Here is a 730-nt window from a genome sequence, read left to right as displayed (position 1 = left end):
GCTGTGGCCCGTGGTGTCCGTGTAAGATTACTGGTTCCACAGCGCGCGGATCAAAAAATCGTGTCCCTTGCAAGCCCAACCTTTTACGGCGAACTGTTGGAAAGCCGGGGTTCAAATCTATCTCTATAATAAAGGTTATTGCACGCGAAAGTAATGATCATCGATGGGGAGATTCCTGATGTTGGCGTCGCGTGCTGTTGGGATTGATGACGCAGGAAGAGCCGAACCCAGGTTTCATGGAACATTCAAAATAAACCTGAAGCCATTCGTAAACTGATCAAAAAGTTAGGCCCACACATCACCGAGCGTGATGGTGCTCTCGATTATCTTCCAAAGCGCATCAACTCGCTTATCGGTACGCTTTTAATCCACGCAAGGCATTCTCGGTTCTTTTGGATTTGTCGGTTAAGCTTATTGCTCTTGCTATAAATCTGACTCTACTCTCATGTTCAAATATTCAGCTCATAAAACCCCATTTTTGGTTTTGTAGAAATATTAATCTTAATCATCTCATCCTGTTTATCAACATGCCCTAAAATGGGGTGGGATTGATGTTTTGATGGTAATCCTCATTAAAACCGATGAATTACATATGCGGATGACGAAGTGTTCCTCCAGAATACGGACCGTGATTTTTAAAGAAAATCACAAATTGATAATGGCCGCTTTGTATGCTCTTTTTCCATATGAAAGAAAACCCCTTCTTTAATGAAGAGGCTTTTCTTTCATA

The 730-nt window shown here is 42.1% G+C and carries 1 protein-coding gene and 1 pseudogene; one reads left to right on the top strand and one right to left on the bottom strand.

From position 1 onward, the window contains the following. Positions 1 to 192: pseudogene (locus ABHN01_RS25645) on the top strand (phospholipase D-like domain-containing protein); the annotation flags it as partial. Between the two features lie 394 nt (positions 193 to 586). Here the strand turns inward: ABHN01_RS25645 and ABHN01_RS25640 are convergent. Beyond that, positions 587 to 688 (bottom strand): DUF4931 domain-containing protein, encoded by a 102-nt coding sequence (locus tag ABHN01_RS25640; RefSeq protein ID WP_429877890.1) that lies wholly within the window; start codon positions 686 to 688, stop codon positions 587 to 589. Between the last annotated feature and the right edge of the window lie 42 nt (positions 689 to 730).

Source organism: Fictibacillus sp. NRS-1165, from assembly GCF_050468105.1.
Classification (GTDB): Bacteria; Bacillota; Bacilli; order Bacillales; family Fictibacillaceae; genus Fictibacillus_C; species Fictibacillus_C terrinigri.
The sequence above is the reverse complement of the archived record's forward strand: the minus strand, read 5'-3'. Positions and strand labels throughout refer to the sequence as shown.